This is a genomic window from Catenulispora rubra, assembly GCF_015356825.1.
Lineage (GTDB): Bacteria > Actinomycetota > Actinomycetes > Streptomycetales > Catenulisporaceae > Catenulispora > Catenulispora rubra.
This window is the reverse complement of sequence record NZ_JAACYW010000149.1, coordinates 1-21,472: the sequence shown is the minus strand read 5'-3', so window position 1 is coordinate 21,472 and position 21,472 is coordinate 1. Positions and strand designations below refer to the sequence as shown.

Genomic DNA, 21,472 nt, shown 5'->3' with positions numbered 1-21,472 from the left:
CCATCATAAGAGCTCACTTGCATAAAGGCCATGGGGCGTTCTATTCTCTTCCCGAGAGGAAACTCTCACGAAGGGAGAGTGCCATCATGACCGCCGTATCCGTCGTCGCCCCCGGCGACCGCGAACCCGTCGACCTGGGACCGGCCCGCATCACGATCCTCGAGGACGGGTCCACGACCGGCCACCGCCTGGGCATCGCCGAGATCCGGCTGGCCCCGCGCAGCGTGGGCCCGCCGCAACACCGGCACGCCGAGCACGACGAAGGGTTCTACGTCGTCTCCGGCACGGCGGTCTTCACCGTCGGCGCCACCGACCACGAGGCGCCGCCCGGGACGCTGGTGATGGTGCCGCCGGGCGCCCCGCACACCTTCGCCAACCCCGGCGACGAACCCCTCGTCATGATCAACACCTTTGCGCCGGACCTGTACGTCCACTACTTCGGCGACGTGCGCGACGCGATGGCGCTCGGCGCCTCGATGCCGCAGGCCGCGGCCGAGGTGATGCCGCGCTACGCGACGACGATCGCCGACGACTACGCCGCCGGCAGCACTGACAACAGCACTGACAACAGCACTGACAGCAGCACAGCCACCGACGACGACACCGAGATGTCTGACACACCCCAAACCCAAGGAGCACCCACCATGACCGCCCCGACTTCCACCGGCCCGGCCTCCCGCACCGTCACCATCGCGACCGGCATGGGCATCACCATCAGCGAGTTCGGCACGAACACCGAGGGCAGCGGCGTGCTGTACCTGCACGGCGGCGCCGGCCCCCGCACCATGCTGGGCCTGGCCGGCGCGCTGGCCGAGCACGTCTACGGCATCGTGCCGACGCATCCCGGCTTCGACGGCACCGTCCGCCCTGACGGCTTCGACACCATCGCCGACCTCGCCGACGCCTACCTGGACCTGCTCGACCAGCTCGACCTGACCAACGTCATGATCATCGGCTCCTCCATCGGCGGCTGGATCGCCGCCGAGATGGCGCTGCGCGACAACCACCACCGCGTCGGCGCCCTGGTGCTGCTGAACGCGGTCGGTATCAAGGCCTTCGGCGACGAGCAGGTCACCGATGTCCGCAACCTGGCCCCGCCGCAGATGAGTGAGCTGTCGTTCGTCAACCCGGCCCTGCGCCCGGACTTCGCGTCCTTCACCGAGGAGCAGAAGGCCGCCGGCGCCGCCAACCAGAAGGCCCTCGCCCTCTACGGCGGCGAAGGCTTCACCCACGACCCCAAGCTGCGCCGCCGCCTGCACCGCATCACCATCCCGGCGCTCGTCGTCTGGGGCGAGCAGGACGGCATCGCCCCGCTCGGTTACGGCCGCGACTTCGCCACCGCCTTGGGCAACGGCCGCTTCGCACCGATCGCCGACGCCGGGCACTTCCCGCACATCGAGCAGATCGGCGCGACACTCGGCGCCATCAGCGACTTCGTCGACACCGTCGTCAAGCCCGACGAGGCGTAGCGCAGGAGCGGCATCGGGAATGAAGTGGCGGTCGCAGCATGGTGACCGCCACTGATTTGATTGCCTTGATCCGATCGCCCAGATCCGATCATCCTGACCCCGGGAAGCAGGCAGGCTCATGACATCCACGCCGACCACCATGCGCGCTGTCCGGCTCTCCGGCCCCGGGCCCGTGGAGAACCTGGAGCTGACCACCCTCCCGCTGCCGCCGGAGAAGGACGGCTGGGTGCGGATCCGCGTCGAGGCGTTCGGGGTCAACCGCTCGGAGCTGAAGCTGCGGCTGGGAGTGAGCGTCGGGGTCAGCTTTCCGCGGGTTCCGGGCATCGAGGCCGTCGGCACCGTCGACGCGGCCCCGGCCGGCAGCGGGCTGGTCCCGGGGCAGAAGGTCGTCGCGATGATGGGGGACATGGGCCGTACCTACGACGGCGGATACGCCGAGTACACCTCGGTTCCGCTGTCGCAGGTGATCCCGGTCGACACCGACCTGCCGTGGGAGGTGTTGGGCGCGCTGCCGGAGATGGTGCAGACCGCCTACGGCTCGTTGGCCGTCGGCCTGGACATCGAGGCCGGCCAGACCGTGCTGATCCGCGGGGGGACGTCTTCGGTCGGCCTGGCCGCCGCGGCGTTGGCCGGCTGGCGCGGCTGCACGGTGCTGTCCACGACCCGGCAGGCCGGCCGGCTGGCGTTCCTGAAGGAGCGGGGCGTCGACCATCCGCTGCTCGACGACGGCGAGGTCGCCGCCGCGGTGCGCGAGCTGTATCCCGACGGCGTCGACGGCGCGCTCGACCTGGTCGGCACGCCGACGCTGCCGGACACGCTGCGCGCGGTGCGGGTGCACGGCACGGCGTGCTTCAGCGGCAGCCTGTCGAACCAGTACACGGTGCGGGACTTCTCCCCGAACGAGTACCTGCCGAGGGGCGTGCGGCTCGCGGGGTACTTCGGCGACGCGACCGATCTGCCTCGGGACGTGTTCCAGGAGATCCTTGACGCGGTCTCGGCCGGGACGTTGGCGTTTCCGGTGGACCGCGTCTACGACGGGCTGGAGCAGGTGCGGCAGGCGCACGACGACATGGAGCACGACCGCGCCACCGGCAAGCTGGTCGTCCGGGTCCGGCACTAGGCGCGGGAGCCCCGCGCGGCTGCCGTGCGAGCGCTGACTACACAGGCTGACATCAAGCTGGCGGTCAAACACAGGTAGGTTCGCGGATACGCGATCAGTAGCCACTCCCTAGGTTCGATGTAGGCCCGCGATCGCGGGCTGAATCGAAGGGGGAGAGAGAATGACCACCGCCACTGTTCGCCACCGGCTCGCGCTCGTCGCCGTGTTGACCGCCGTGCCGCTGACGATGATGGGCTGCTCGTCGTCGACCACCGGTGCCCTGGGCGCCACGGGCAAGACCTCGACCTCGACGGCGGTCGGCACGCCGACTTCCGGCAGCGCCGGCGGCGGGGCCACTACCTCGGCCGCGGCGGGGGACGGATCCAGCAGTTCGGCGGCTGCCGGTGACGACACCAGCAGCTCCGCGTCGACCGGCGACGATTCCAGCACCTCGGCGCCCGCCGGCGACGGGGCGACCACCTCCGCGCCCGCCGGCGACACCGGCAACGGCAAGTTCCCGAACGCCTGCTCGCTGATCACCCAGGACCAGGCCACCGCGGCGCTCGGCGAGCCGGTCAAGCCCGGCGGGCTGGTGCCGCTGCAGGGCGGGGGCGGCACGTGCAGCTACGGCGCGACCGACAACAGCCCGCACGACGTCGTGGTGCAGATCGCGGGCTCGGACGTCATGAAGCAGGTCCTGGACGGTCAGAAGACCCAGCCGGTCTCGGGCCTCGGCGACGAGGCGTACGTGTACGGGATCGGCAGCGACATCTTCAACATCTACGTGCGCAAGGGAACGACCACGATCGACATCAACATCGCCATCAAGGACGGCCACTTCGGCGCGGAGCCGGCCATGCCGTCGCAGCCGGTCGTCGACGCGCTGACCACGCTGGCGAAGACGGCGCTGGGCAAGATCTAGGTACTGGCAAGATCTAGGGACTGGCAAGATCTAGGTACAGGGACGCACGTTTCGCCCGACCCGAGGCCGAACTGTTGGCGGCGGCGCTTATGGCGCCACCGCCTCGTTCGATCTCTGAGTCAGGGGGGCCAGGTGTCCGTTCTGCGCGTGAGTGTCGTGTGCACCGTGCCCGCCGTGCGCAGCATGAGCGCCGCCGGCCTTCTTCCCTGTCCGCTGCCGGGCCCGCAGCCCTGCAGCCGTCAGCATCAAGGCCGCGGCCGAGGCCCAAATGCCCAGGACCATCTCGGCATGCGTCCCGCCGTGCCCATGAAAGAAGGCCACAGACCGAATCAATGTGGCGGCGGCCCCGGCCGGCAGGTCCTGCCCGATCCGTCCCCACGGCGTCGGCAGCAGCTCCGGCGCGCTCGACGCCGCCGACAGCGGGTTCGACAGCAGCATCATGATCGTCCCCGCGACGGCAAATCCGTAACGGCCGATCAGCGACGCCGTCGCCGTGCTGAACGCGCTGATCGTCAGGATCGGCGCCGCGATCGCCGTGGCCAGCACGAGGTACGAGCCCGGCAGGAACGCCAGCGCGTGGCCCGCGATCAGCGCCACGGACGCTCCGCCCCCGAGGGCGAACAGCAGCAGTCCCAGCGCACGCTCGCGCAGATGCGGCAGCTTGATCGTCAGCAGCACTCCGCCGATCAGCGAGGACATCACCAGCGGCAGCACCATCGACGTGAACGCCGCCCCGTGCGGGTCCGCCGCCGAGGCCGGGACCACGTCGTTCACCGGGACCGCAGTAGCGTTGCCGCCGGCCGGTGCCAGATGCGAGCCGACCTCGGTGAGCAGCGTCGCGACCGTCGGGCTGGCCGCCGACGCGATCAGCATGTGCGGACCCTGATCCGTCACCACCACCGCGCCGTACGCCTCCCGGTCGGTCAGGGCGGCGCGCGCCGCGCTCTCGTCGGCCACCTCGCGCACCGCGAACGCGCCCGGCGCCGCCGTCGCCAGCCGCTGCTCGATCGCCGCGCGCGCCGGGGCGGGGGCGCTCACCGCCAGCGGCACCTTGTGCGGCGCGCTGTGGACGGTCGGCGCCGTGAACGCGAACACCATCAGCGCCTGGATGCCGATCGCGGCCAGGGCGACGCCGGTGGGACGGGTGAGGTGCCTCATCGGCGGGCCTCCTAAAAAGAACGCTCGTTTTGTTTTAGCGACGGGTCCCATGGTGGTCCGAGGGCTCCGCGTTGTCAAGAACGAGCGTTCGTTTTAGGTTGTCGGTGTGCCCAAGGTCTCCGAAGAACACGCCGCCGCCCGCCGCGAGCAGATCCTGTCCGCCGCGCAGCGCTGCTTCGCGCGCAAGGGCTTCCACGCCACGTCGATGAACGACGTCTTCGCCGAGGCCGGCCTGTCCGCCGGAGCCGTCTACAGCTACTTCCGCAGCAAGGACGAGATCATCGTCGCGATGGCCGAGCGTGCCGTCCGCATGATCGTCCCCTTCTTCGACGCGGTCCTGGTCGAGGAGCCGACCCCGACCCTGGAGGACGTGACGCGCCGGTTCGTGGTCGAGCTCCAGGAGCTGGCCGCCGGCCCCGGCTCGGTGGCCCCGCAGGTCTGGGCCGAGGCGACCCACAATCCGGCGCTGGTCCCCGTCGTCACCGCCAACCTGCGGCGGATGCGCGACTTCTGGACCGAGATCGCCCGCCGCGAACAGGCCGCGGGCCGCCTCGCGTCGGACGCCGACGTCGAGGCGGTCGGCGTCGTGCTGTTCGCGCTGACGCCCGGTTTCATCTTCGGCCACCTGCTGCTCGGCGACATCAGCCCCGAGACCGTGGAGCGCGGGCTGCGGGACCTGCGCCGGACGTAGTTTCAGGGCGCTGCGAAACTCGCCTTTACTCCGCTGCTGTTGCCGTTGCAGCTGCCAGTAGTGTTGCCGCAGCGGCTCGCGCGTCGGCGCCGGCGTCGGTGTTCCCCTCGATGGTGACCACGACGCTCGCGCCCTCGATCAGCAGCAGGAGTCGCCGGGCCAGCGCTGCGGGGTCCTCGACGTTCAGGTTCGAAAGCCGGTCCTCAAGCAGCCCTCGATACCGGTGCAGATGCGTGCGCGCGATCGCCGCCACCTCGGGATCGGCGCGGGTGTCGGTGACGCCGTTGACGATCGCGCATCCGTGGTAGCCGGGCTGCGCGAACCACTCGGTCAGCACGTCGAACACGGCCAGCACGTGCTCGGGGCTGGACGCGGGTGCCGTCGCCGTCGCGGCTGCCGTCTTGCGGTCGAGCCAAGCGTGGATGCGGTCGCTGTGCTCGCTGAGCATCGCCCGGACCATTTCCGCCTTGGAGGGGAAGTAGCGGTACAGGCTCAGCTTCGAGGCGCCCGCGGCCGCCGCGATCTCGTTGACGCCGACCGCGTGCACGCCGCGTTCGTAGAACAGCGACGTCGCGGTCTCCAGGATCCGCGCCCGGGTCGCGGACGGGTTCGGCAGCACACCTTTGGCCATCGCTCGCACCTCCTCCGCACACAATACAGACTTGTACTGTCACGATACCGATCGGTACTGTCGACACGTGGCTCCAACCCGAAGACTCTGGCTGGCAGTCCTGTGCGGCTACCTCGCCCTCGGCGCGACCCTGCAGGAACTACCCCCCTTCCTAGCCTCCAAGTTCCACGTCGGCCCAGCCGCGACCGGCCTGGTCGTCGGCGCCGCCTTCGCCGCCACCGCCGCCGGCCGCCCCTTCGCCGGCCGCTGGGGCGACACAGGCCACTCGCGCACCGTGGTCGTCGCCGGCGGCCTCCTGGCCGCATCAGCCGGCGCCGGCACGGTCTTCGCCCCAAACATCGCAGCACTCTTACTCTGCCGCCTGGTGATGGGAGCGGGCGAGGCAGCCCTCTTCTCCGGCGCACTGCCCTGGGTACTGGCCGACGCACCACCGGACCAGCGCGGCCGAGTGGCGGGGTGGTTCGGGCTGTCGATGTGGGGCGGGCTGACACTCGGCCCGGTGCTGGCCGCGGGCATCGGCGAGGCCGCGGACGCCGACGCGGTGTGGTGGACGGTCGCGGTGCTGCCGCTGGTGTCGGTGGTGTTGGCCTCGACAGCGACAGCCAGAGCAACAGAGCCAGAACCAGCAACAGCAGCACCAGCACCGACCGCTGCAACTGCCCCAGCCCCAGAGTCAGCACCGGAGCTGGAGCCAGCAGCATCGACCGCGCCGACCGGCCCGGCGACAGGGCTGGTGACAGAGCCGATTGCGCTAATGCCAGCTGTGGCCACTGCAATGGCTGCGGCAAGTCCGCCAGCGACTGCGCCGATAGTGCCGGCGCAAATCTCGAAGACACCGACTGCGCCCGCGCCGACCGCGCCAGGGTTCGCGCCGACTGCGCCGCCGACCGTCCCGAAGCCCCGCGCCCAAAACCGGCTCATCCCGCCCGGCGTCGCCCTTCCCGGATCCATCATCGGCCTGGCCGCCTACGGCTACGGCACGCTCGCGGCGCTCCTCGTGCTCTCGCTCGGTCACTCGGCCGGCAGGGTTGTGGCGCTTCCGGTCTTCGCGTGTGCGTTCCTGGTGGTGCGCGGGTTCGGGAGTCCGCTGGTCGACCGGCATGGTGGCGCGGCCGTCGCGCGGGTCACGTTGGTGGTGCAGGCGGCGGGTCTGGTGCTGCTGGCCGCGGCGCCGGACCTGGTGGTGACGCTGGTCGGCGCCGCGGTTACCGGGGCTGGGCTCGGGCTCATCTATCCGGCGACCGCGGCGATGACGCTTCAGCAGGCCCGGTCGGCGTCGGCCGGGGCGGCGGTCGGGGCCATGACCTCGTTCTGGGATCTGGGGATCCTGGTCGCGGGGCCGCTCGGCGGGTCGATCGCGGCGGGGGCCGGGTACCGCGCCGCGTTCGCCGCCGCCGTTGTGGCCACGGTGATCGCGCTGGTCCTGGCCGTCCGCACGAGCCTTCAGTCGAGGATGCCGACGGCCAGGGAGTAGTTCCCCGTCCGGCGGCCCTGGCCGAGCACCAGCAGGCCCAGGCCCTCCAGCCAGCGCGCCGTCTTCAGCTCGCCGGTGTCCAGGGGACGCAGCCCGAGGCTCTCGATGAACGCTGACACCGCCTTCTTCGCGTCGGCGTCGTCACCGGCGATGAACACGTCGACGGGGCGCCCGTGAGCCTGGCCGACGTCGATCGAGGTGGAGAACAGGGTGTTGAACGCCTTCACGACGTGGGCTCCGCCCGGCGCGGCCGCAGCGATCTCCTGCGCCGCCGAGCTGCCGTCCGGCGTGACGAGGTCGGTGAGCGTGGTCCTGTTGAAGGGATTGCAGATGTCGACGATGACCTTGCCGCTCAGCGAGTCGCCGTACTCGCTGACGACCTTTACCGAACCGTCGTAGGGCAGCGCGAGGATGACGATCTCGCCGAGCGGAGGCTGGCCGAGCGTTCCGGTGGTGACGTCGCCACCAACGTCGCCGCTGAGGCTGGCGGCCAGCGCGGCGGTCTTGGCAGGGTCGCGCCCGATCAACTCGACCGCGTTCCCGCTGGCGAGCGCCCGGGTCGCGATGCTGCGGGCCATGGTGCCCAAGCCGATGATGCTGACGGTGCTCATGATGCGTGTCCGTTCCCGGCAGCGAACGCTGCCTTGTGGTCGGTGATGAAACGCTCGATCGTGGTCGCCGGGCGGCCCGTGACGCGTTCGACGTCCGAGCTCACCTCGGCCACCGAGTCGTCGGTCGCGAAGATGGTCATGCCCTCGACCACGTGAAGCTGCTGCCAGCCCGGCGCGCCGGCCTCCGCCAGTGAGGCCACGAGGGCTTGCAACGTCGGCGTGACGTGGGTGACCGGCGTGCCGAGGACGTCGGACAGGTGCTTCGCGACGTCGCCGAACGTCAGCGACTCCGGACCGGACAGGTCGTAGACCCGCGCGTTGTGCTCGTCCGGCGACGTCAGGATCGTCGCGGCGACATCGGCGATGTCCCGGAGGTCGATCGGCACGACCCGTGCGTCCGTGAGGGCGACCGGGAGTGTGCCCGCGCCGATCGGACCGGCGAGGCCCAGCAGGTTCTGCATGAAGTAGCGGGGCCGCAGGAACGTCCATCCCATGCCGGAGTCGGCGATCCTGGCCTCGACGTCGGCATGCGCGCGCCCGACCCACGAGGGTTTCTCAGGGCCCGTAAACGCGTTGCCGCTCGACACCTTGACGACGTGCCGCACGCCGGCCTGCCGCGCGGCCTCCACCACGGTGCCCTGAAGCGCGGCCATATCAGGGTGCTGGCTGCTGTTGAGGAACACGACGTCGACGTCCCGCAGCGCGGCGGCCACGGACGCCGGGTCCGCGAAATCCATCGTGACGTGGTCCGCGCCCGGTTTCGCCCCACTGTTGCGAGCGGCAGTCCGGAAAACCACACCAGACCGCTCGCCCAGCCGCGCAGTCAGCGCGCGGCCGATGCTGCCCGTAGCCCCGGTGATGAGTATCACGGCGCTTCCCTTCCCGTGCATTGGTTGACCGATCAACCATAGGCAGACTTTGGTTGAGTGGTCAACCTTTAGCTAGGATGGCCGCGTGACGGCAGAACCGAAGTGGCTCGACACCCGCGAGGACCGCGCCTGGCGGACCTTCGTCAACGTGCACCACGAGCTGATGCTGCGGCTCCAGCGGCACATGATGGCCGACTCCGGCCTGGTCCTGGCCGAGTACGAGGTGCTCGCGGTGCTGTCGCAGCACCCCGACGGGATCATGTCGTCGCAGGAACTCGGCAACCAGCTGCGGTGGGAGAAGAGCCGGCTGTCGCACCAGGTCCGCCGCATGCAGGCCCAGGGCCTGGTCGCGCGCGAGCCGAACCCGGCGGACGCGCGCAGCTGCATGGTGCGCTTGGAGCCGGCAGGGCGCCGCACCATCGAGGAGGCGGCGCCCTGGCATGTGCTGCATGTCCGGGAGGACTTCATCGACCTCATCACTCCGGAAGAGCTGGAGACGCTGATCGCGGTCAACGAGCGGGTCCTCGGCCATCTGGCCGACCGGTCCGGAGCCGACCAGGCCGGAGCTGACCAGGCCGGAGCTGACCAGTCTGGATCCGAGGATTCGGTTCAGAACAACGGGAAGTAGGCCCCCTCACACCAAAGCCGGGTGGTTCGCCCACCCGACCTTGTAAGGATGCTGAGCCTGCCAGCGCCCGATGACCTCCTCGATCCCCGGCGCGGCGAACGCCTTCGCCAGCGCGTCGGCGTCGGCGACGGCGATCTGCACGACCGCGGTCGCGATCAGCGCCGGGATCTCCTCCTCCCCGGGCACCGGGATGTGGCGCGCGGCGGCGAAGGACTCGACGACGCCGGTCTCGCGCAGCACACGTTCGATGTCCGCGAGGTATCGATCGAGCTCGGTGTCCGGCAGCGGGTCGGTGAACGAAACAATCATCGTGTGGTAGATCATGCACCGATTCTCGGCAGCGCGGGGCGCCGGTGTCCAAGACCCGTTCGATCTTCAGCGATAACCTGGAGGCATGAGTGACCTGGAGACCCGCGAGCTGGAGTACTTCCTGGCGGTCGCCGACGAGCTGCACTTCGGGCGCGCCGCCGTCCGGCTCTCGATCGCGCAGCCCGCGCTGTCGAAGGCGATCCGGCGGATCGAGCACCGGATCGGCGTGCCGCTGTTCGTCCGCTCCAGCCGCCACGTCGAGCTGACGCCGTCCGGCAGGGCGTTGCAGGAGCACGGCCGGCACGCGCTCAACGCGGTCAGCGCCGCGGTCCGCCACGCGCAGAGTGCCGGCGGGGCGCAGACGCACCTGCGGCTCGTCCTCAAACCCGGCGGCGACGGCGGCCTGCTCTCCGACATCCTCGCCGCCTACGCCGAACAGCCCGACGCCCGGCACGTGGACATCCTGTTCAGCGGCCCCGCCGACCGGGCCGACTTCCTTCTGGACGGCCGTGCCGACGTCGGCCTGCTCTACGCGCCCTTCGACCCGCTCAAAGGCCTGGCCCACGAGCGGCTGTACACCGAGGACCGCGTCGTCATCATCGCGGCCGGGCATCGGCTGGCGAAGCGCGCGTCGGTGCGGATGGCCGACCTCGAAGGCGAGAAGCGGCCGCTGTGGAAAGGCGTTCCGCAGGACGGGAGCACCGGGATCCTTCTGGGCGTCGGCGGCACTGGCGGCGCTGATGGTACTGCCGGCAGCACCCGCAAAAACGGCAGCACCGGAACGACTGCGAGCACCGCCAGCGCCGGAAGCGGAGTCACCGACGTAGTCCAGATGCTCCACATGATCGCCGCGACCGGCGTGGTCGAAGTCCTCCCGCGCTCGCTCGTCGCATCCCTGCCGTCCGGCGTGGTCTGCGTCCCGGTCCGCGACGCACCGCCGAGCCACATCGTGTTGGCGTGGAACGAGCAGGACCGGCGGCCCTCGGTCGCCGCGTTCGTGACCGCCGCCCTCAAAGCGGCGCGGTGAAAGCCGCCGCGAGCTGATCGAGGAGCAGCGTGGCGGACGGATGCCGGTCGCGCCGCGACGTCAGCGCGTAGATCCCGCGCGTCGGAGGGTCGGCGAGAGCCAGCACCCTGACATCCGGCCGCAGCGCGCTCACCAGCACGCCGGGTATCAGCGCTATCGCGTGTCCGGTCGCGACGAGGGCGGTCTTGCCCAGCAGGCTGGCCGCGGTGAGGTCGATGCGGGCGCTGACCCCGGCCCGCGCGGCGTGCCGTCGCAGCAGCTCGGCCGAGCCGTCGTTGTCCTCGGTCCACGTCTGGTCGGCCAACTCCCGGATGTCCACGCGGTCGCGCGCGGCCAGCCGATGGTCGGGCGGGACCACGACGACCATCTCGTCGATCCCGAGCAGCCGCCGGTCCAGGCGCGCGTCGTCCGGCAGCCCCGGCGGCGCGTCGGTGACGACGGCGACGTCGAGCTCGCCGGCGATCGCGCGGTCGTGCAGCTCCGGGGTCAGCGCGGGCAGCAGGCTCCAGGTCAGCGGCCCGGCACTGTCCAACAGGCGCCGGATCGCGGCCGGCACGATCCCCGCGGCCAGCGACGGCGTCGCGCCGACCCGCAGCGGCCGTCCCGGCGCGCCGTCGCCGGCCTCGCGCGCGGCGCGGATGGCGCGATCGGCCTCGTTCAGCACCGCCTGGGCATGGTGCCGGAACACCTCGCCGGCCGGCGTCGGCCGGACGCCGCGCACATGCCGCTCCACCAGCGTCACGCCGACCTCGTGTTCCAGCCCGGCGATCTGCCGGGACACGCCCGACTGCGTGTAGCCGAGCTCGGCCGCCGCCGCGGAGAGCGAGCCGAGTCGGCAGACTGCCAGGAACGTCCGCCACGGAGTCAGCGCCATCCCTCCAGCATGCCGCACGATATGCGAATCACGCATAGCGAGTCTGCGAAATATGCGCTTGTCGCAGATCAGGCGATGCAGCACGCTCGGCATATGAAGACACCGCAAACCGCCATCGTCGCCGCAACAGCCTCCGCTGTAGACGACGCCGTGCTCGAACCGCTTCATGCCTACATCCGCGGCCACGCGACAGGCGATCCGGCGCACTTCCGCAAAGCCTTCCTCCCCAGCGCGCACGTCGATGGAATCCGAGGCGGGGCCTTCGTGTCGTGGCCACTGGAGCAGTACTGCTCCCTGTTCACCGGACAGCCGGCCGAGGACGAGGCGACGCGGACGCGCTGTATCGACAGCGTCCGCGTCCACGGGACTGTGGCCTCGGCGAGTATGACGCTGCACCACGGCGCCGATACCTTCACCGACATCTTCCTGCTGGTGCAAGCAGATGGCGGCTGGCGGATCGCCAACAAGGCCTACCACCGACACGCGTAGCCGCGTGCCACCGAATCAGAACGCGTTGATCCCGGTGAGCTCCGCCGACAGATCCCACAGGCGCGCCGCGGCCTTCGCGTCGGCTCCCCAGGGATTCAGCCCGGTGCGGATCGAATTCGGGTCCTCCGGGTCGACGATCGGCGCGACCTCGCAGTCCTCCAGGTAGACGCCGCCCATGCCGTCCAGCGCCGGCGAGGTCACGGCCCACGCCGCCGTCGCCGCGCCGGCCTCCACCGACTTCCACGTGATGAGCGAGTTGCCCTCGCTGTCGATCCAGCCGAGCGTGAGCTGGTCCTCGGGGACGACGTGCCGCTGCAGGTTCGTGCGGATGCCGCCGGGGTTGAGCGAGAACGCCCGCACGCCGGAGGCCTCGGCGAGCAGGTCCAGGTGCAGCGCGAACAGGACGTTCGCGGTCTTCGACTGGCCGTAGGCCTGCCAGCGGTCGTACTCCTTCTCGAACTGCGGGTCCTCCCAGCGGATGTCGGAGAATTTGTGGCCGCGCGAGGAGAACGCCGCGACCCGCGCGCCGTCGCCGGCGGCCAGCGCCGGCCACAGCAGGTTCGTCAGGGCGAAGTGGCCGAGGTGGTTGGTCGCGAACTGGAGCTCCCAGCCGGGGCCGACGCGGGTGAGCGGCGGCGCCATCACGCCCGCGCAGTTGATCAGGTAGTCGATGCCGCGGCCGCTGTCCAGGAAGCGGGACGCGAACGCCCGCACCGAGTCCAGGTCCGACAGGTCGAGCTGGTCCACCTCGACGCGCCCGGCCCCGGCCCCGACCTCTAGCCCGGCCCCGGCCAAGGCCGCGCGCGCCTCGTCGGGGCGGCGGGCCGGGACGAGCACCGTCGCGCCGGCCGCGGACAGGGCCCTGACGTCCTCCAGGCCCAGTCCCGAGCCGCCGCCGGTGACGACGGCGAACCGGCCGGTCAGGTCGAGACCGGCCAACACCTCGCTGGTCGTGCTGGCAGCACCGAATCCGCTGCCGATCGGCTTTTGCGTACTGGTCATGATCCCCAGCCTAGAAAGCGCGTGAGTGGTCAGCCAGGCCCTGTCAGACCCTGCCTCTCAGACCCTGCCTCTCAAGCCCTGCCTGGCAGGGCCTGGACCCGTCGCGGCCCGTTCAGCGGCCGGTGACCCGTTCGACGATCTCCCGACCGAACCCGAACGCCGTCGTCATCCCGACCCCGGCCGTCACCGCCGCGACGTGCACGCCCTCGGCCGGCGTGGCCGCCAGGAACGGTTCCGGCGCCGAGGCGTAGACACCGCGCCAGCGCTCGCGCACCGTCAACCGCTCCACCCCGAGCAGCTTCGCCGTCTCGCGCAGCACGGCCGCGTCGAGCTCCTCGTCCTCGAACGGAAGCAGCGTCGTGGCGTAGCTGTGCGTGTCGCCGATGGTCAGCGTCCCGTCCGGGCGCTGGGTGAACATCAGGTTCAGCCCGATCGCGACCAGGTCGGGCGTCTCCCGGGTGAGCCGGTCGCGCAGCGCCGGCAGCGAGGGGCATTCGGCGAAGCCGCCGTAGCGCAGCATCGAGAAACCGGTCTGCACCGCCGGTTCGACGGCGCGGCCGGTCGGGTTGTCGACGCGCAGCATCCGCAGCGCGCAGCGCTGGACCCCGTGCTCGGCGGCCAGGCCGGGGAAGTGGCGGTCGACGTCGTGGCCGGTCGCCACGACGACCTGCTCGGCGCGCAGCACGCCCCGGCTGGTCGCGACCTTCCCGGGCTCGATGTCGTGCGCGGTCGTGGACCAAAGGAACCGGACCCCGCGCCCGGCAAGGTATTCGGCGATCCTCGGCACGCTCTCGCGCGGATCCACGCGCAGATCCTGCGGAAGCCACGCGCCGCCCACGACCCCCGGACCGAACGAGGCGTGCTCGGCGACCTCGGCCGCGGTCAGCATCCGGGCCTCGTCGGCGCGCAGCCCGGCGAACTCCTCCAGCACGGCGAGTTCGTCCTCGGCGCGCGCGACCATCAGCGTCCCGGTGCGCTGCGCCCAGAACTTGGCCTCCTCGGCGAGGCGCAGCCAGGTCGTACGGGCTATCCGTCCGTACTCCAGCGCCTTCCCGGACTGCGCCGTCGCGCACGCGTGGCCGAAGTTGCGGATGGAGGCGCCGGTGGCCCGGGCGTCGCGCTCGACGACGACGACCGACAGCCCGCGCTCGACGGCCTCGTAGGCACACGCCAGCCCGACGATGCCGGCCCCGATGACAAGGACGTCCGCTGATCCCGGATCGGGGTTCGTCATATGGCTACCGTCCCTCGGCACGTCGCTGATCATCTGCATCGGCAAGCTAGGCGGGGCGGCGCCGACAAGCTGGAACGCCATCCGAACGCCACGTTAACGGCGGCTGTCCAAACGGGACAACAAACGGGACAACAAACGGGACAACCGACGGGACAGCCGACAGACAACCATCGCTGATGCACGTGGTTTCGCGGATACGCGTACGTACCCGACCTCCGTAATGTCGTGCTCGGTCAAGCGGGACGTAAGCGAGGGGAATCCGATGCGCAAGGCAATCCTGCCCGGGGTGGGCGTCGTCGTCATGGCGGCGACGTTGGCGGGCTGCGGTTCGAGCGGCAAGTCGACGGGGGTCGGCTTGCCGCCGCTTTCGGGTCATACGTCCCAGCAGGCGGGGGCCACCAGCGGGGGACTCCTCGGCGGCGCTGCTGCCAGCAGCAGCAGCGCCGCCGGGCCGTGTCAGAAGCAGGTCGTCGTCACGTTCTGCGAGAAGATCGACATCACCGGCGCGATGACCGTCAGCGGCACCGCGGCGGCGATCCCGGAGTTCGACCAGGGCGCCGCCGGGCTGAAGCAGACCTGCGCCACCTGGCCGACCTACCAGCCCCAGAACCCTGACGACCACACGCTGGCGCTTCCCACCGACCCGGTGGACGGTCACAAGCTGCTGATGGTCTGGCCGTTCCCCGCGGGGGTGGGAACCACGGACATCTCCAAATATGCGGGCACCAACAGCATCAGCGTCGACAATGCCGGCTTCCAAGATGTCGCCGTGGATGTGAACAACACCACAGCGAGCTCCGGTTCCGTGCAGGTTAACCCCGATGGCTCAGGGTCGTTGAGCTTCAAGGATCTGGCCGGCGAGACCGGGAAAATCTCCGGCACCATCACCTGGACCTGCGTCGACAGTCAATAGCTGGCGACGCCTCCCCGCGGGCCGGCCGCTTCGGGCGCGGTCGGCCCGCACCCATTGACAAGGGCGGGCTTCTCCCGGCCGTGACGACATCTTTATTTCCGGGCATTCCGACGCGTCGCGCTGACATAATCCAGGCGTGGAACGTCGCAATGGCGTCGGGACGGCGTCCACGGTCCATGGCCGCATCGCTGAGCTGCACACCATCGCGCAACTCGTTGCGAGCACGGCCGCCGGCCCACGCGCCGTCCTCGTCACCGGAGAGCCCGGAATCGGAAAGTCGACGCTGCTCGAAGCAGGCGTCGGCCTGGCACATGAGAACAACCTCCCGACGCTCACCGCGCGCGGCAGCCTGGCCGGCGGCCAGCGCTCGTTCGGCGCTCTGGTGGACCTGCTGCGGCCGCTGGCCGAGGAGGACTTCGCCGGACTGCCCGAGCCGCAGCGGTTCGCGCTGAACGTCGCCCTCGGACGGACCGAGGCCGAGGCCCGGCCCGGAGCGGTCGGGCCGCGCGAGATCGCCGCCGGGCTGCTCGCGGTGCTGCGCCGGCTGGGACCGGCGCTGATCGTCGTGGACGACCTGCCCTGGCTCGACCTGGCGACCCTGGACGCGCTCCGCTTCGCGCTGCGCCGGATCGGCGAGGGACGGCTGCGGATCCTGGCCTCGCGGCGGACGTCGGGGGCGATCGAGGAACCCGCCTCCTACAAGGCCGCCGACGACGTTCTACCGGCCGGAACCTTCCAGACGCTGGCGCTCGGTCCGGTCGATCGCACGACGATCAAGGACCTGCTGCTGGAGCGGCACCAGTTGCAGCTGCCGGTGGCGGTGCTGTCCGGCGTGGTCAAGCAGACCGGCGGCAACCCCTTCTGGGCGCTGGAGATCGGCGCCGCACTGGCCCAGACCCCCGAGATCGACGGCTACCTGCCGATCCCGCCGACCCTGTCGTCCCTGGTCGCCGGCCGGCTGGCGAAGCTGCCGGCCGAGGTGGTGGAGGCGCTGCTGGTGGTCGCGGCGCTGCCGCAGCCGACGCCGGCGCTGGCCGTGCGCGTGCTGCAGACGGAGGTCGCGCGGCCCGAGGCGGCCATCGACGACGCCGTCGCCTCCGGAGTGGTCACCGCCGAGGGCAGCCACCTGCGCCCCGCTCATCCGCTGCTCGGTTCCGCCGCGTTGGACGGCCTCACCCCCGAGCGGCGCCGGGGCCTGTACCGCCGGCTCGCCGCGTCGGTCACCGATCCCGAGCAGCGGGCCCGGCATCTGGTCCGGGCGGTCGAGGCCGGCCCCGATTCCGAGACGGCCGCGGCGGTCGACGCCGGGGTCGCCGTCGCCGAGGGCCGCGGCGCGCTCGCCTCGGCGGCCGAACTCGCCGAACTGGCCGTCGGCTTCACCGCGCCCGAGGACTGGGAGGATCTGCGCCGTCGCCGCCTGGCCGCCGCCCGGCTCACGCACCGCGTGGGGGACATGGCGCGCGCGGTCCGGTTCGCCCGCGACGTGAGCGACGGCGCCGACGTCGACACCACCCGCAAAGCCCTGGCGCTGCTGGTCGAGGCGACGTACTGGACCGAGGGACCCCAGGCCGCGCAGGCCGTGCTGCGTCCGCACCTGACCGGCCCGGCCACCGACGAGCACCTGCGCGCCGTCGCGCTCTCCCTCGCCGCGGACTGCGGCGACGGCCTGGACACCCCGCGCCCGGAGCTGGTGCGGCTGGCGCTCGAGTCCTTCGACCGGGTCGGCGCGGACGCCGACGCGGTCGCGCTCTGCTCGGCCCTGCGCTACGAGGTCGGCGTCAGCCTGGACTCCGGGCGGGGGATCCCGGAGCAGGTGGTGGTCCGCATCGCCTCGTTACAGGGACGCGCGGCGAACCAGGCCAGCTGGGCCCGGCTCTCGGTGGTGCTGGGCTTCTGGCGCAAGGCCGTCGACGACCTGGACGGCTCCCGCAACGCGCTGAACGCCGCGATCGCCCAGGCCCAGGCCGAAGGCGACGACGCCGTGCTGCCGACGCTGTTCAGCCATCTGGCGGTCACCGAGAGCTGGGCCGGCGACCTGACCGCGGGCCGCCGCGCGGTCGCCGACGGCCTGCGGCTGGCCGCGCCCGGCGGCGTCGCCCCGCTGACGATCACCGCCGCCGACGGCATGCTGCGCGTCCTCACCGGCGACTTCGACGGAGCCCGGGCCCTGATCGCGGAGCAGCGCGCCAGCGGCCGGGGGACGATCCAGCCGCAGGGCGACATCTTCTACGAGCACGTGCTCGGCCTGGCCGCGCTGCTCGAAGGCGATCCCGAGGACGCCCAGACGCGGCTGCTGCACGCCTACCACCTGGCGCAGGGCGCCGACATCCTCGAACCGGGCCGGCGGCAGCGGCTGGAGCCCGACCTCGGACAGGCCCTGGTCGCCACCGGAAACCTCGACGCCGCCGCCGAACTGGCCGCCGAACAACGCGAGCTCGGCGAGCGGATGCGGCGGCCGACGCTCATCGGCATCGCCCACCGCCTGGACGGATCGGTGTTCGCCGCCCGCGACGACCTCGACGGCGCGATCACCGCGCTGCGGCTGGCGGTGGCCGCGCACGAGCAGTCGCCGCTGCGCCTCGAACTCGGCCGCAGCCTGCTGGCGCTCGGGGACGCCTACCGCCGGCGGCGGGCCAAATCCGAGGCGCAGCCGGTGCTCCAGGCCGCCGTCGAGCTGTTCACCACCGCCGGCGCGGCGCCGTTCGCCGCGCAGGCCCAAGCTGAGCTCGACCGCGTCCAGCGCTCGCGGACCGGCGACGTCCTCACCGCCACCGAGACCACGGTGGCCGAACTGGTCGCCGGGGGCCTGAGCAACCGCGAGGTCGCCGAGCAGCTGGTGACCAGCGTGCGCACGGTCGAGGGCCACCTCGGCTCGATCTACCGCAAACTCGGCGTGCGCTCGCGCACCGAGCTCGCCCGCCGGCTCGCTCCGGGCCGGACCTGACATCGCCAGTGCAGCCACCGCAAGAAATGACAGTGCACATCATGAACCAACCAAGCATCGCCCAGCCCGAGAGCTCGCAGACCGCGATACCGCAGCCCGAGGTATCCCAGCCCGAGATGCCGCAGCCCGCCGGCACTGCGCCGCAGCTGGTGATCTCGCGGTCCACCGAACTGGCCGCCGTGCGCGAGCTGATCGCCGACCCGGCCGAACGCCCTCGCGCCCTGGTGCTGACCGGCGAGGCCGGGATCGGCAAGTCCACCGTCTGGTCCGCCGGCGTCGAGCTGGCGCGCGAAGCCGGATGGCGGGTACTGTCCGCGCGCGGCGACCAGACCGAGACCGGGCTCTCCTTCGCCGGCCTCACCGACCTGCTCGATCCGGTGCTCGACGAGGTGCTGGACCGGCTGCCGGCGGCGCAGCGGATCGCGTTGGAGGTCGCCATGGTCCGGCGGCTGCCCGACGGCAGCCAGCTCGGTCCGAACGAGATCGGGAACGCGGTCGCGGCCGCGATCCGGGAGCTGTCCCGGGACCGGCGGCTGCTGCTGGCGATCGACGACCTGCCGTGGATCGACGGCGCCACCGTCGCAGCGTTCGAATACGCGCTGTCCCGCCTGGGCCACGAAGGCCTGCGTCTGCTCGCCACCCAGCGCACGGCCAGCACCCTGGCGGCCGCCGCGCCTCCGGCGCCGGAGCTGCTGCCGGCCGACGACGTCCGTTCGGTGACGGTCACGGCGATCGACGCCACCGCCGCCGACGACCTGCTCGCCGAGCGGCTGGATCTGCGGCTGCCGCCGACCACCTTGCGCGGTCTGGTCGAGCACAGCGGCGGGAACCCGTTCTGGATCCTGGAATTCGGCGCGGCGCTGCGGCGTGGCGACGGCGACCGGGCCGAGCTGCCCATCCCGACCGCGCTCACCGACCTGGTGCGCGAGCGCCTCGGCAGCTTGCCGCCGGACGCGCGGCAGGCTTTGGTCGTCACCGCGGCGCTGCCCCAGCCGAGCCCGGCCCTGGTGATCCGTGCGCTGTCGAAGCAGGCTGACGACCCGATCGGTGCGGTCGAGCGGGCCGTGGCGGACGGCGTGCTCACCGTCTCGGAGTCGCAGCGGCTGAGGCCGGCGCACCCGCTGCTCGGTGCTGCGGCGCTGGACGCGCTGCTGCCGTTGGCCCGTGCCGGGCTGCACCGGCGGCTCGCCGAACTCGTCGAGGACCCGGAGCAGCGGGCCCGGCACGTCATGCTCGCCGCCGGCGAGCCGCCGGACGCCGAGACGGCGGATCGGCTCGCGGCCGGCGCCGAGGCGGCGCGCGGACGTGGTGCGGTGTCGGGCGCGATCGAGCTCGCCGATCTGGCGATCCGGTTCACCCCGCCGGATCTTGTCAGTGCTCTGGCTCAGCGGCAGGTCGACACCGCCGAGCTGTACTACATGCGGGGCGACATCGAGAAGGCCCGCGAATTGGCGGCGACCGCCTGGGCCGCGGAGTCCGCCGAACCGTCGGTGCGCCGGCGCGCCATGGCGTTGCTCACCCACACGTCGCTCTACACGCAAGGTGCGGCGGCCGCCCAGAAGGTGGTGGACGAGGCGCTGGCCGAGACGGCCGACGACCCCTGGCTGCGCTCGCTCGCGCTGGCCTTCGCCGCCGACTTCAACGTCGCCAGCGACCCGCCGCACGCCCGGCGCTCGGCGGTCGAGGCGATCGAGATCTGCGACCGGCTCGGCGCCGAGGCCGACCCGACCGCGCTGTCCACGGCGTTGCTGGCGCTGGTCGAGATCGACATGTTCGACGGCCGCGGCCTGGACCGCTCGCTGGTCGAGCGCGCCGGGGCCGCGCAGGCCGACCGGCGCTGGATCCCGTTCATCGAGCGGGCCGAGGTGCGGTTCGGGCTCAGCGTCAAGTACGTGGACGATCTCGACACCTCCCGGGCGGTGCTGACCAGGATGGTGCAGGCGGCGCAGGACTTGGGGGAGACCTCTGCGACGCTCGTCCTGCAGGCGCACCTCGCCTACACCGAGGTGCAGGCCGGCCGGCCCGGCGCGGCGCGGGCGGCGCTGGCGGCCTTCGAGGACGCGGCGCGGGAAGCCGGACCGGGCATCGGCGAACCGGCCTCGCTCACCGTGTCGCGCGCGCTGCTGGCCATCATGGACGGCGACCTGGACGGGGCCGAGGCGACCCTGCTCGCCGCGCTGGAGCGGCTGCCGCCGATCCCGCTGGTGCGGGTGATCATGGACACGCCGCTGGCCACGATCGCGCTGCTGCGCGGGGACGTCGGGCAGGCGATCACGCTGCTCGACGGGGTGCTGGAGCAGGCGCGGGCGGTGTACGTGCACGAGCCCGCGGCGCGCGGGCGTCCCGAGGGCGACCTGGGGCAGGCGCTGGTCACGGCCGGGCGGCTGGACGAGGCCGAGGCGGTGGCGGGTGAGCTGGCCGAGATCGGGGAGCGGCTGGGGCGTCCGACGCTGAGCGGGATCGCTTTGCGGGTGCGGGGAATGATCGCCGCGGCGCAGGGGGAGCTGGACGAGGCGGCGGAGCTGCTGACGCGCGCGGTCGAGGCGCACGAGGCGTCGCCGATGCCGATCGAGCGCGGGCGGAGCCTGCTCGCGCTCGGGCAGGTGCAGCGGCGGCGCAAGGCGAAGACCGAGGCGCGGCAGGCGTTGCAGGACGCGCTGGACTGCTTCGAATCGCACGGACACCGGCCGTTCGCGCAGCTCGCCGAGGCCGAACTGGCGCGCGGGCAGCGGGCCGGGGCCGGTTCGGTGCTGACGGCCTCCGAGCAGCGTGTCGCGGACCTGGTCGCCGGCGGGTACACCAACCGGGAGGTCGCGGCGCGGCTGTCGATGAGCGTGCGGACGGTCGAGAGCCACGTGGCCTCGGTGTTCCGCAAGCTCGGGGTGCGGTCGCGGACGGAGCTGGCGGGGCGGTTCCCTCAGTAGGGACGCCGATACGCGTAGTTCCACGGGTTAAATGAGACATCGAAGTCCCTAGCGTCGGTCCTGTTGGTTCGACAGCTAGGGGAGATGTCATGCCGATCAGGCGAAAGATCGCGGTCGCGGTCGCTGTTCCGTTGCTGCCGCTGGGGTTGGCGGCTTGTTCGACCGGCGGGAAGTCGGTGAGTGGGGCGGCGTTCGGCGCGGGGG

At 71.8% G+C, this 21,472-nt stretch carries 18 protein-coding genes and 2 pseudogenes; 12 read left to right on the top strand and 8 right to left on the bottom strand.

Going from position 1 to position 21,472, the window contains the following annotated elements:
- Positions 1 to 86: 86 nt before the first annotated feature.
- The 4 genes and pseudogenes from GWK61_RS60990 to GWK61_RS32330 all read left to right on the top strand — a co-directional run.
- Positions 87 to 539 (top strand): annotated as a pseudogene (locus tag GWK61_RS60990) (cupin domain-containing protein); the annotation flags it as partial.
- A 69-nt stretch (positions 540 to 608) separates the two neighbouring features.
- Positions 609 to 1,469, top strand: coding sequence for an alpha/beta fold hydrolase (locus GWK61_RS60985; protein ID WP_369125629.1), 861 nt, complete (start codon positions 609 to 611; stop codon positions 1,467 to 1,469).
- Positions 1,470 to 1,587: 118 nt separating this feature from the next.
- Positions 1,588 to 2,589 (top strand): zinc-binding dehydrogenase, encoded by a 1,002-nt coding sequence (locus tag GWK61_RS32335; RefSeq protein ID WP_228563294.1) that lies wholly within the window; start codon positions 1,588 to 1,590, stop codon positions 2,587 to 2,589.
- Between the two features lie 160 nt (positions 2,590 to 2,749).
- The gene (locus GWK61_RS32330) at positions 2,750 to 3,490 is read left to right on the top strand and encodes a hypothetical protein (RefSeq protein ID WP_194915484.1); all 741 of its coding nucleotides are present in this window, start codon (positions 2,750 to 2,752) and stop codon (positions 3,488 to 3,490) included.
- 87 nt (positions 3,491 to 3,577) lie between these two features.
- On the opposite strand, the gene GWK61_RS32325 is transcribed toward GWK61_RS32330, so the two are convergent.
- Positions 3,578 to 4,648 (bottom strand): hypothetical protein, encoded by a 1,071-nt coding sequence (locus GWK61_RS32325; RefSeq protein WP_194915483.1) that lies wholly within the window; start codon positions 4,646 to 4,648, stop codon positions 3,578 to 3,580.
- A 106-nt stretch (positions 4,649 to 4,754) separates the two neighbouring features.
- Between GWK61_RS32325 and GWK61_RS32320 the strand changes: the two genes are divergently transcribed.
- On the top strand, positions 4,755 to 5,339 hold the full coding sequence (locus tag GWK61_RS32320) for a TetR/AcrR family transcriptional regulator (protein WP_194915482.1): 585 nt from the start codon (positions 4,755 to 4,757) through the stop codon (positions 5,337 to 5,339).
- Positions 5,340 to 5,364: 25 nt separating this feature from the next.
- Here the strand turns inward: GWK61_RS32320 and GWK61_RS32315 are convergent, their stop codons facing one another.
- Positions 5,365 to 5,970: a TetR/AcrR family transcriptional regulator gene (locus tag GWK61_RS32315; RefSeq protein ID WP_194915481.1), complete on the bottom strand. Its 606-nt coding sequence runs from the start codon at positions 5,968 to 5,970 to the stop codon at positions 5,365 to 5,367.
- A gap of 67 nt (positions 5,971 to 6,037) precedes the next feature.
- Here GWK61_RS32315 and GWK61_RS57135 point away from each other — a divergent pair, with 67 nt between their 5' ends.
- Positions 6,038 to 7,444 carry an MFS transporter gene (locus GWK61_RS57135; RefSeq protein WP_323747854.1) on the top strand — a complete coding sequence of 469 codons (1,407 nt, stop codon included), beginning with the start codon at positions 6,038 to 6,040 and terminating at the stop codon, positions 7,442 to 7,444.
- Here the strand turns inward: GWK61_RS57135 and GWK61_RS32300 are convergent.
- On the bottom strand, positions 7,414 to 8,055 hold the full coding sequence (locus GWK61_RS32300; RefSeq protein ID WP_194915480.1) for an NADPH-dependent F420 reductase: 642 nt from the start codon (positions 8,053 to 8,055) through the stop codon (positions 7,414 to 7,416). The genes GWK61_RS57135 and GWK61_RS32300 overlap by 31 nt on opposite strands.
- Positions 8,052 to 8,945, bottom strand: a complete 894-nt coding sequence (locus GWK61_RS32295) for an SDR family oxidoreductase (RefSeq protein ID WP_228563293.1) — start codon at positions 8,943 to 8,945, stop codon at positions 8,052 to 8,054. Before GWK61_RS32295 ends, GWK61_RS32300 begins: the two co-directional genes overlap by 4 nt.
- 64 nt (positions 8,946 to 9,009) lie before the next feature.
- On the opposite strand from GWK61_RS32295, the gene GWK61_RS32290 reads away from it, so the two are divergent.
- On the top strand, positions 9,010 to 9,552 hold the full coding sequence (locus GWK61_RS32290; RefSeq protein WP_323747853.1) for a MarR family winged helix-turn-helix transcriptional regulator: 543 nt from the start codon (positions 9,010 to 9,012) through the stop codon (positions 9,550 to 9,552).
- Between the two features lie 6 nt (positions 9,553 to 9,558).
- On the opposite strand, the gene GWK61_RS32285 is transcribed toward GWK61_RS32290, so the two are convergent.
- Positions 9,559 to 9,876 (bottom strand): hypothetical protein, encoded by a 318-nt coding sequence (locus GWK61_RS32285; RefSeq protein WP_194915478.1) that lies wholly within the window; start codon positions 9,874 to 9,876, stop codon positions 9,559 to 9,561.
- A gap of 70 nt (positions 9,877 to 9,946) precedes the next feature.
- On the opposite strand from GWK61_RS32285, the gene GWK61_RS32280 reads away from it, so the two are divergent.
- Positions 9,947 to 10,888 carry a LysR family transcriptional regulator gene (locus tag GWK61_RS32280; protein WP_194915477.1) on the top strand — a complete coding sequence of 314 codons (942 nt, stop codon included), beginning with the start codon at positions 9,947 to 9,949 and terminating at the stop codon, positions 10,886 to 10,888.
- On the opposite strand, the gene GWK61_RS32275 is transcribed toward GWK61_RS32280, so the two are convergent.
- Entirely contained in the window at positions 10,872 to 11,762 is an 891-nt protein-coding gene (locus GWK61_RS32275; RefSeq protein ID WP_194915476.1) for a LysR family transcriptional regulator, read from the bottom strand. The genes GWK61_RS32280 and GWK61_RS32275 overlap by 17 nt on opposite strands.
- A 117-nt stretch (positions 11,763 to 11,879) precedes the next feature.
- Between GWK61_RS32275 and GWK61_RS32270 the strand changes: the two are divergent.
- Positions 11,880 to 12,251 (top strand): annotated as a pseudogene (locus GWK61_RS32270) (nuclear transport factor 2 family protein); the annotation flags it as partial.
- A gap of 15 nt (positions 12,252 to 12,266) precedes the next feature.
- On the opposite strand, the gene GWK61_RS32265 reads toward GWK61_RS32270, so the two are convergent.
- Both GWK61_RS32265 and GWK61_RS32260 read right to left on the bottom strand, forming a co-directional pair.
- Positions 12,267 to 13,253 (bottom strand): oxidoreductase, encoded by a 987-nt coding sequence (locus tag GWK61_RS32265; RefSeq protein WP_194915474.1) that lies wholly within the window; start codon positions 13,251 to 13,253, stop codon positions 12,267 to 12,269.
- Between the two features lie 112 nt (positions 13,254 to 13,365).
- Positions 13,366 to 14,487, bottom strand: coding sequence for a TIGR03364 family FAD-dependent oxidoreductase (locus tag GWK61_RS32260; protein ID WP_194915473.1), 1,122 nt, complete (start codon positions 14,485 to 14,487; stop codon positions 13,366 to 13,368).
- A 262-nt stretch (positions 14,488 to 14,749) separates the two neighbouring features.
- Here GWK61_RS32260 and GWK61_RS32255 point away from each other — a divergent pair, with 262 nt between their 5' ends.
- From GWK61_RS32255 to GWK61_RS32245, 3 genes are all read left to right on the top strand, one after another.
- Positions 14,750 to 15,400 (top strand): hypothetical protein, encoded by a 651-nt coding sequence (locus tag GWK61_RS32255; protein WP_194915472.1) that lies wholly within the window; start codon positions 14,750 to 14,752, stop codon positions 15,398 to 15,400.
- Between the two features lie 136 nt (positions 15,401 to 15,536).
- Positions 15,537 to 18,344: a helix-turn-helix transcriptional regulator gene (locus GWK61_RS59940; RefSeq protein ID WP_194915471.1), complete on the top strand. Its 2,808-nt coding sequence runs from the start codon at positions 15,537 to 15,539 to the stop codon at positions 18,342 to 18,344.
- Positions 18,345 to 18,385: 41 nt separating this feature from the next.
- On the top strand, positions 18,386 to 21,268 hold the full coding sequence (locus tag GWK61_RS32245; protein ID WP_194915470.1) for an AAA family ATPase: 2,883 nt from the start codon (positions 18,386 to 18,388) through the stop codon (positions 21,266 to 21,268).
- Positions 21,269 to 21,472 lie beyond the last annotated feature (204 nt).

Bases quoted from the DNA above. Each gene is read 5' to 3' on its own strand.
- GWK61_RS60985 (WP_369125629.1), top strand. From the start codon at position 609: ATGTCTGACACACCCCAAACCCAAGGAGCACCCACCATGACCGCCCCG.
- GWK61_RS32315 (WP_194915481.1), bottom strand. From the start codon at position 5,970: ATGGCCAAAGGTGTGCTGCCGAACCCGTCCGCGACCCGGGCGCGGATC.
- GWK61_RS32285 (WP_194915478.1), bottom strand. From the start codon at position 9,876: ATGATCTACCACACGATGATTGTTTCGTTCACCGACCCGCTGCCGGAC.
- GWK61_RS32295 (WP_228563293.1), bottom strand. From the start codon at position 8,945: ATGCACGGGAAGGGAAGCGCCGTGATACTCATCACCGGGGCTACGGGC.
- GWK61_RS32255 (WP_194915472.1), top strand. From the start codon at position 14,750: ATGCGCAAGGCAATCCTGCCCGGGGTGGGCGTCGTCGTCATGGCGGCG.
- GWK61_RS32335 (WP_228563294.1), top strand. From the start codon at position 1,588: ATGACATCCACGCCGACCACCATGCGCGCTGTCCGGCTCTCCGGCCCC.
- GWK61_RS32245 (WP_194915470.1), top strand. From the start codon at position 18,386: ATGAACCAACCAAGCATCGCCCAGCCCGAGAGCTCGCAGACCGCGATA.
- GWK61_RS32260 (WP_194915473.1), bottom strand. From the start codon at position 14,487: ATGACGAACCCCGATCCGGGATCAGCGGACGTCCTTGTCATCGGGGCC.
- GWK61_RS32330 (WP_194915484.1), top strand. From the start codon at position 2,750: ATGACCACCGCCACTGTTCGCCACCGGCTCGCGCTCGTCGCCGTGTTG.
- GWK61_RS32265 (WP_194915474.1), bottom strand. From the start codon at position 13,253: ATGACCAGTACGCAAAAGCCGATCGGCAGCGGATTCGGTGCTGCCAGC.
- GWK61_RS32325 (WP_194915483.1), bottom strand. From the start codon at position 4,648: ATGAGGCACCTCACCCGTCCCACCGGCGTCGCCCTGGCCGCGATCGGC.
- GWK61_RS32280 (WP_194915477.1), top strand. From the start codon at position 9,947: ATGAGTGACCTGGAGACCCGCGAGCTGGAGTACTTCCTGGCGGTCGCC.
- GWK61_RS32275 (WP_194915476.1), bottom strand. From the start codon at position 11,762: ATGGCGCTGACTCCGTGGCGGACGTTCCTGGCAGTCTGCCGACTCGGC.
- GWK61_RS32300 (WP_194915480.1), bottom strand. From the start codon at position 8,055: ATGAGCACCGTCAGCATCATCGGCTTGGGCACCATGGCCCGCAGCATC.